Origin of the sequence: Bradyrhizobium sp. th-b2 (assembly GCF_000426785.1) — a bacterium.
GTDB classification, from domain to species: domain Bacteria; phylum Pseudomonadota; class Alphaproteobacteria; order Rhizobiales; family Xanthobacteraceae; genus Bradyrhizobium; species Bradyrhizobium septentrionale.
Window position 1 is genome coordinate 1 of sequence record NZ_AUGA01000141.1, and the last position, 7,496, is coordinate 7,496.

A 7,496-nucleotide genomic window follows, 5' to 3' on the forward strand; every position below is an offset into this window, starting at 1 on the left:
TTGGTCGCTGTCGGAGGGGCCGCGATCACCCGCTGCAACAGGCCGTAGATCGCTTGATCTGAGTAGCTGGGTCCGCCGGTCAACGGAGCGGATGGTCGACTTCGGTCAAAAGCCGACTTCGGTGGCCAATGCGCCGATGTCCGCTCAGGGGCACGAGGGACATTCGGACTGGTTCTCTACATTCAGAGCTGATGGCAACGAAAATTGCGCCCGCCTCGGCCGGCGCATTGTCGCGAAAGTAGCATCGTCTCAAAGATGCAGTAGCGAGCAGGCCATCGAGGCGTTCCCTCCGTCCAGGAGGGGCCGTGCTCTACCTATACCTCTTTCGCGAGCGATGTTCAGCCAACCGGTCCGGGGATCCAATAGTCGCCGGACAGCGGCCTAACTGTTACGCCATGAATCACCCCGAGCTGCAGGCTTGGATCGAAATAGCGCATAGTCTGCTCATTGAGGTCAATGACGCGACCAGGCGTTAGTGGCCCCACGTCATTTATCTTGACGATAACCTTCTTGCCTACAGCCTCAACGAGGGCATACTTCGGCCTCGCGCCATATTGGACCCCACCAAATTTCTGACGCAAGCTCGTCTTGATGGCAGCCGCCCAGACGGAGGGATCATAGCGCTCGCCGGAGGCTGTGTTCGGGCCGCCCTCCTGCGATCCGGGCCGGAACGGGTTGTACATTGATGCAGCGCCAACGATCGCATCCCCACAAGCATCATTGACGACGGCGCTAGAATGAACTGCTTCGATTTCACTTCGAGCAACTGTTACGGAAACGGCAAACGCGACTACGGCGCCGCAAGTTGCGGCGCTCGAGCGAAACAGCATTCATAACTCCTTGACTGATTGTTTTCGATTGTTCGGTTCCCGATGCCGCAAAACATGGCCAAACGAACGCGGAGGCGTTCTCGAACTTGCGCCAATTTTTTTGCGGATTCGTGCCGATCGTGGCGACGGAACCGATGAGGGAACCAGGGCGGCCCCTCGCACAGTGTTCTTAGTTCTCACCAACTAACGCAGAGATTGCGTCAGCAGCATGACTGAACGGAGCATTGGATAGGCCGATGCCCGCTAAGAAGTCCGACTTCGGTTGCGGGCGCGTGTCGATATCCGCGCACGGGCCGCACGCCGCCCGGTTAGACCAGCGTGTTCGCGCGAATCAGCAGTTGGTCGACCTGCTCGTCGGAGAGGTCGACGACCGCGATCATGTGCTGCACCAGAGGATCAGCTCGCCGGATCTCGGTCGCGAGATCCCATTCCTCCTGGACGGCCGCATCCGCCGCGATCTCGGCCTTGACCGTGGCCCAATTGCCGAGCTCATCAAAGGCGCGTTTCAGGCCGAGCTTGGTGCAGGAATCCGGCGGAGGCGGAGGCGGCAGCGGATCAGCTGCCGGCGGCACCGGCGGCGAGTACACGCCGCCGACCAGCGTGCCGCCGATCGCGTACTCTCCGCCCATGACGAGCGTGTGGCCGTCTGGCGGCGTGAACTCCGCAGGCTCGTCGTCGAACACAAGCGCGCTGACGATGCTTCCCTGCGCGTCGAGAATGTAACCGATCATTGTGCGAGAAACTCCCAGATGTTGATTAAGCCGGACGAGCCCGCGCCGCCGGCAATGTTGGACGCGGCCGACTGGTTGGAGAGACCGCCGCCGCCGCCGGCGCCGAACCCGGTTGCCGCGTTCCCGTTCGATTGATAGGCTGTTGCGTTGCCCATGATCCCGACGCCGCCGCTGCCATACGGGCTATCAGCACCCTTGCCCTTGCCGACGATGATGTTTGTCGTCGAGGCCATCTGCTGATAGTGGCCGTTGTCTCCCGTGTTTCCCGTAAAGCCATAATCGCCTGTCGTGATGGTGCCGCCGCCACCTGGCGCGCCAACCGAGCCGGTCGACATGGCGCCGCCTCCGAGACCGCCGGCAGCGACGACGAGCGATCCTAGGCTCGTCGGCGAACCCGTGCCGCCGGCGCCGGCGGAGTTGCCCGCTCCGCCGGCGCCGATCGCAACCGTCTGTGCGGCGCCGAGCTGCGCGGCTGTCAGCCATCGGAGCGACCTTCCGCCGGCGCCGCCGCCAGGCCCCGCGAGCACATAAGACGAATTCGGCGAAACGCCGCCGCCGGCGCCGCCCCCGCCGAGCACTTCAACCAGTGCACCGATGATATTCGCGGACGGATTGTATGTGCCTGACGCCGTGAACCGCAGCAGGTTGAGCCGGCCGACCGCGCCGAGGTTTGTCCTGGCGGTAGCCTTGTTCGCCAGAGCGGCCAGGTTGTCGTCATGTGCGAGCAACAGGCGCCACGGATACCACGTGCCGGCCTGCAGCACCCTGAAATAGGTTTGCGTATTGGTAGGCGTGCCGTTGAGGACAATCGCGCGCTGCTCGACATAGCCTGCGAGACTATAGGCCAGCACTTCGAGGTACCACAGCGCGCCGGCGAACGGCGCATTGACGTTCGTTGTGCTGCTCAGTTGGTAAGAGCCGGTTGTAATGATCGCGTTGCAATCGGCCACACCGCTCAAGTCGATCACCTGGCGGATGCCGAGATTGAGCCGCGCCGTCGCAGGGTTTGCCACGTCCGAAAGATTGTTCGCCGAGCTCAGATCGCCGGCGCCAGGCTGGCCGACGATGTTGAAATTCCAGCTCGCGATCGTGCCGGCGCCGCTGGTCTTGTCGACTGTGATCGTCAGCGTCGTGCCGGCATAGGTCGCGAGGCCCTCCATCCAATTCGACGGATTGGCCGTCGAGCTCGCACGAACACGCGCGCCGTTCTGATACGCCAGGCCGGCCTGGGTCGTGAACGCCTGCGCGCCGGCGCCGATCGTGAGCGACGTCGTCGACGTTCCGCCGTAACCCGCGCCCTGGATACCCTGCGCGCCCTGGTCACCCTTGCTCGCGAGCACGGCCCAATAGGTCGCATTCGGCGGCGCCTGGCCGGAGCCCGGCGCCGGATTGATCCAGACGTAGGACGAGCCGCCAGAGGTTGCGACGTCCATCAGGTTGTAGGTTTTCGCGTTGTCATACGGCGCCGGCGTGCCGAGGCCGCGATAGATCCCGAGGAAGGACCATGCGCCGGCGACATGAACCCACATTTTCCCGGTCGACGGCTGCAGGGCAAATTGTCCATCCGAGCCGAGCGACGGATCTGGCGCAGCGAGCGACGCATCGACAAACCAAAAGAAGCCCGTCGTATTCAGCGCAGCGACCAGCGTCGAAACGTCGACCATCGCCTGCGCGCCGGCGATGCGCTGCGGCGACACTTTCCAAACCACATAGGCGACGCCGGCTTGCGCGCCGCCGCCCCATGGCGGGATAACGAGATGCGTCGGATCAGTGACGTCAGCGATGATCGTCTGAAAATTGCCGATCTGCAGGATGTCGCCAGGCCGGACGTTCGTGCCCGACCAGATCGTCGCCGATCCGGTCACAACGGTACCGTTGGCCGCAACGGAAATCGTTCCGGTCGCGTAACTGGCAAGCGCCGTCATCTCGATAACCTCTCGATTGTCTTTTTGGGTTTTGTGGAGCGGAGTCCGCTGGACTAAGGCAGCAGGGCCAGCCGCTGGTCCTCGTAATGCGCCGGGACACCGTTATCGGCGAGGATCTTATTCAGCTCGGCCAGGCCCTGCGCGTTCCGGACCGCGACGATCAGCCCCCTGCGCTTGTTTTCCTTGACCATGAGCTCGTCCGGTTTCGCCAGGATGACGGCCGCGAGCTCCTGCGCGGTCCTGCCCTCGATCCGCGCGGCCTCCTCGAATTCCGCGGTCGCAGCGGCGCCATTCTGGACGGATAGCGCCAGCATATGCTTGCGCGCATGCGCGACGTCATGGCCGTCGACCATAAGGAACGTGTTGATCCGGCGCTCGGCGCGCTTCTTCTCCTGCACCAAAGGCGCAATCTGAATTCTCATTGCGCGACCACCTCGAAGGCGCCGACCTTGTACGGCTGCCCGGCGACGATCGTCACCCGGAATGCACCAGCCTGGTCGATCGCGAACTCGATCTTTCCATCGGCGACGTCCTCCTGGTGGACCAGCTTGCCGTCGTACCAAACATAAACCGCGAACGTTTCCGGCTGCACAGTCAGATGCAGAGCATCGACGCCGTCCGCCTTGATCGGCCGGATCTCGCCGCTGATGACAACCTCCGGCTTGGGTCGAATTTCCGGCGGATCAGTCGACAGGTCGACATAAGCCTCTTTGATATCGACAGGTCCATCATAGAGAATGTGATCGATGCCGGCCTCCGCGAACGACTTGGAGATCTCGTCCATGGGTCGCACGGCGTCGAGAATGACCTGCGTAATAATTCCGTTCTCGTCGTGCCGGATCAGCGTCTTGGTCTTGTTGACCGCCTCCGGCTCCTCGATCGTGACCGCAATGGCCTCTGGACTGACCGCGACCGCCTCTCCGCCGACGCTCGCCGGCGTGTAGCCAGGCACCGCCCATGCCGCGTCGAGTGTCACCCCCGTCATCCTGCGATCCTCCTGAACAGCGAGAAATAGAGCCGTCCCTGCTGGTTGCCGAACTTGAACCGAAACACGATGGACGAGGTCGTCACGGCCGCGTAGATCCAGAAATCAGTGCCGCCGCCGCGGTAGGCTTCGCACTGCAGATATTGTGCGCCAGGGTTTAGAAGGACGCTCGGATCGCAATAACCCAGCATGAACGGCGGCGCGTCGAGCGTCTCCCCGAAGTTCAATTGAGCGGTACTATCGTTGATGCTGTCCAGGGTGCCGCTCAAATAGAACTGGTGACCAGACCAGCGGGAATCGAACACCGTTTGATCCAGGTTGGCGAGCGCTGCGTCAACGCCAGGCTTGCTAACGACGAGCCTCGCGCTAGCTCCGCCCTGCATAAAAACCCGCTGCGTCACCCAAGGCTCCGATTGAAGATCATGTAGTCGACATAAATGCCGTAGGACTCAGAAATCAGATTGTTGAAAGTCATGGTGTTGTTCTGGATCTGAAATCCGTTCTGGATCTCGTAATAGACGACGCCGCCGATCGTGATGTCCCTCGGCACCGCCATATCCAGTCGGTAAGGGTAGGACACGACGCCCGAGTCGATGTAGGTGCGAAACGAGACAAACGGGTTTTGCGGCAGGGTCGCCGGATACGGAATCGCAACCGCTCCACTGAGAGCCGGCAGGAAGATGCTGCCCGACATGATGACCTGCTCGTTCTTGACGTCCGATTTCAAAAGGAACTGCGCTGCGGCAGTGGCCGTGACGACGTCGACAGCAGGCACGGAAAGCCAGACGCCATATTGCCCGAGGCTCGGATGCAGGCCCAACAGGAACCGGCGAGCCATTACCAGACCTTCCAAGCGATATAGAACAGATTGAACGCGAGCCCGTGCAAGCGGGAGTACCTTGCGAACACCAGGCCAGAATCATCCGGCGTAAACCCATCCCTCGCGCAAAGCACAGCGAACGGCGAGCGCTGAATGGCGGTAGAGCTGTTGGCGTCCCGCATGACCAGCGTCTGACCGTATCCCGCGACTCCCGAGGACAGACTGTAAGGGACGATGTCCACCGCCGGCGGCGTCGGATACGTGCCCGAATAGAATATCTTGGTGCCACTCAGGAACGTGTAGGCTGGAATCAGCCCCACCTCGAGAGGCCTGCCCTGGTTGAGCCGACTGTCGAGCGACAGATACTTGTAATCGACGGCCGGCGGAAACTGCGCGTCGTATCCAGGCTTCGACACCGTCACCCGCGATGCATCGATATAGATCCGGACCGCCATCGTCCGGTCACTCCGAAATAATCAGAGTGCCAGCGGTCAGGTTGAGGACCACCTTGCCGTCCGAGCTCTGGATCACACCAGCGGTCAGCGTGCCGACATTGGCCGTGATCGCGCTCAATGTGCCGACGTTCATCATGCGTGCCGTCAGCACGCCGTCGAGATACATATTCGCCGTGATGCCGATCGAGGCGACGCCGTTGATCGTGCCAACCGTAAAAACAGCCTTTGGTGCATTCCCGTTGTAGCCCGGCAGCTGGATCTGGAACTTGTCGGCGACGACCGTGAAGGCCGAGATGCCAGATCCGCCATTGACCAATTGAATTCCGGAAATGTAGCCGTTCACGTTGAGGGTTAGCGACCACGCCGCGGCGGCATAGCCGTCGATCCTCGAGATCGCGCTCGACTGCTCGGTAATCGATGCGTTGACGTCGCCAAACTGAGCGCTGACCGACGTCGTGAGATCGGCGACCGCCTGCTGCGCGTCGACTGCCACGGTCTGGACTGTCGAGATCTGCGCGAAGGCCGCACCGACGCGCGCTGAGATTTCCGACTTGATCGACTTTTTGTCCAGCCAGTTGCGGGCGTCCTGGTTAGCAGCGGTCGACGAGATCAGCTGCAGGGCCGCATTGATCTCGTCGTTATCTTGATCCGCGACCGCCGTGACCTGATTTTTCAGGGCCGCATTGAACGACTCGAGCGTGACCATGCCCGGCGACAGCTTGACGGTCGGCGCCTCGAGGTCGACGGTCGAATAGGCGCCGCGCATCGTCGCATTGACCGCCTGGACGCGCAGCCGCACCGCGGCCAGGCTGACGACCGTATCGAACTGGTTCTCGGCACCCTCAAAGACCTGCGTCCAATTCTTGCCCTCGTCATAGGAGACGCCGGCGACGTAGTAGAGCGCGCCCGCGGTCGGAAACCAGCTGGCGAACAGCCGCGGCTCGGCCGTGCCCTGGCTGATGTAGGCATTGAGCCCAAAGACCAGCGGGACCTTGTCGTTTGACGGATATTGCGCGCTCGGCAGCACCGGCGGGTTGCCGAGATCCGTCGCGTGAACCCGCTCGTCATCAACCACCATGTTGAGCGTGAACTGGTCGCCGTTCGGCGAGCCGTCGAGGACAACGCACAGCCGCGATTGGCTTGCACCCGTGCCGAGGTCAAATGACGGATATTCCGCACCATCCTCGCGGGCCAGGACGGCCGTCAGCGTCGTCGCCTGCGCGCTCTCCGCGGTCGCCAGGCTGGCAGCGTCGAGGACCGCATGCGCGACGTCGACGCCGCGGCTGCAAAGCACCGGACCAAAGAATTTCCCGTTCGGCTTCCGCAACCGGATATAGAACGGCCCACTATCCCAGACCGGCGCAGGACTGAGCGTCAGCGTCGCGCCGGCGACGCCGACGACGGCGCCGCCGTAACCGTAGTTCTCCGGCAGATCGGATTGAACCCTGACCACAGATCCGCGCGTGATCGCCCTGCCCTCATACTCTGAGCCGAGCGCGACGTTTTCCCGCCGATAGATCGACTGCAGATAATAAAACGCGCATTCCCGGAATGCCTGGTCACGGTTGACGATGCCGTCGACGCGCTTGGTCTCGGCATTGACCGACGTAAATGTGTCGCTCTCCGGCGGATATTGCACCTGCGCCGGCCGCCAGGTGCTCTCGTCGACATACTCGACCATGACAGCGTCGGGATCTTCCTCGCCGAGCATGGTGAAACTGACCTGCATCGAATCCCGCACGATCTCGCG

General features: G+C 62.3%; 9 protein-coding genes. All 9 read right to left on the reverse strand.

Annotated features, from left to right (window positions below; genetic code table 11):
• Window positions 1–338: 338 nt before the first annotated feature.
• The gene (locus K359_RS56015) at window positions 339–830 is read right to left on the reverse strand and encodes a septal ring lytic transglycosylase RlpA family protein (RefSeq protein WP_029085012.1); all 492 of its coding nucleotides are present in this window, start codon (window positions 828–830) and stop codon (window positions 339–341) included.
• A 308-nt stretch (window positions 831–1,138) separates the two neighbouring features.
• On the reverse strand, window positions 1,139–1,561 hold the full coding sequence (locus tag K359_RS0145815) for a hypothetical protein (RefSeq protein WP_029085013.1): 423 nt from the start codon (window positions 1,559–1,561) through the stop codon (window positions 1,139–1,141).
• Entirely contained in the window at window positions 1,558–3,486 is a 1,929-nt protein-coding gene (locus tag K359_RS65400; protein WP_029085014.1) for a pyocin knob domain-containing protein, read from the reverse strand. Before K359_RS65400 ends, K359_RS0145815 begins: the two co-directional genes overlap by 4 nt.
• Window positions 3,487–3,539: 53 nt before the next feature.
• Window positions 3,540–3,908 (reverse strand): hypothetical protein, encoded by a 369-nt coding sequence (locus tag K359_RS0145825; protein WP_156929085.1) that lies wholly within the window; start codon window positions 3,906–3,908, stop codon window positions 3,540–3,542.
• On the reverse strand, window positions 3,905–4,471 hold the full coding sequence (locus K359_RS0145830) for a hypothetical protein (protein ID WP_029085016.1): 567 nt from the start codon (window positions 4,469–4,471) through the stop codon (window positions 3,905–3,907). Before K359_RS0145830 ends, K359_RS0145825 begins: the two co-directional genes overlap by 4 nt.
• Window positions 4,468–4,872: a hypothetical protein gene (locus K359_RS0145835; protein ID WP_156929086.1), complete on the reverse strand. Its 405-nt coding sequence runs from the start codon at window positions 4,870–4,872 to the stop codon at window positions 4,468–4,470. The genes K359_RS0145830 and K359_RS0145835 overlap by 4 nt, the downstream gene beginning before the upstream one ends.
• A complete protein-coding gene (locus tag K359_RS0145840) occupies window positions 4,869–5,309 on the reverse strand; it encodes a hypothetical protein (RefSeq protein ID WP_029085018.1) in 441 nt (146 codons plus the stop codon). Before K359_RS0145840 ends, K359_RS0145835 begins: the two co-directional genes overlap by 4 nt.
• The gene (locus K359_RS0145845) at window positions 5,309–5,746 is read right to left on the reverse strand and encodes a hypothetical protein (RefSeq protein ID WP_029085019.1); all 438 of its coding nucleotides are present in this window, start codon (window positions 5,744–5,746) and stop codon (window positions 5,309–5,311) included. Before K359_RS0145845 ends, K359_RS0145840 begins: the two co-directional genes overlap by 1 nt.
• Window positions 5,747–5,753: 7 nt before the next feature.
• The coding region (locus tag K359_RS0145850) for a DUF1983 domain-containing protein (protein ID WP_029085020.1) at window positions 5,754–7,496 on the reverse strand (1,743 nt) is incomplete at its 5' end.

What these genes read in the sequence shown, in the direction of transcription:
- K359_RS56015 (WP_029085012.1), bottom strand. Translation starts at nt 830, where the DNA reads ATGCTGTTTCGCTCGAGCGCCGCAACTTGCGGCGCCGTAGTCGCGTTT.
- K359_RS0145815 (WP_029085013.1), bottom strand. Translation starts at nt 1,561, where the DNA reads ATGATCGGTTACATTCTCGACGCGCAGGGAAGCATCGTCAGCGCGCTT.
- K359_RS65400 (WP_029085014.1), bottom strand. Translation starts at nt 3,486, where the DNA reads ATGACGGCGCTTGCCAGTTACGCGACCGGAACGATTTCCGTTGCGGCC.
- K359_RS0145825 (WP_156929085.1), bottom strand. Translation starts at nt 3,908, where the DNA reads ATGAGAATTCAGATTGCGCCTTTGGTGCAGGAGAAGAAGCGCGCCGAG.
- K359_RS0145830 (WP_029085016.1), bottom strand. Translation starts at nt 4,471, where the DNA reads ATGACGGGGGTGACACTCGACGCGGCATGGGCGGTGCCTGGCTACACG.
- K359_RS0145840 (WP_029085018.1), bottom strand. Translation starts at nt 5,309, where the DNA reads ATGGCTCGCCGGTTCCTGTTGGGCCTGCATCCGAGCCTCGGGCAATAT.
- K359_RS0145845 (WP_029085019.1), bottom strand. Translation starts at nt 5,746, where the DNA reads ATGGCGGTCCGGATCTATATCGATGCATCGCGGGTGACGGTGTCGAAG.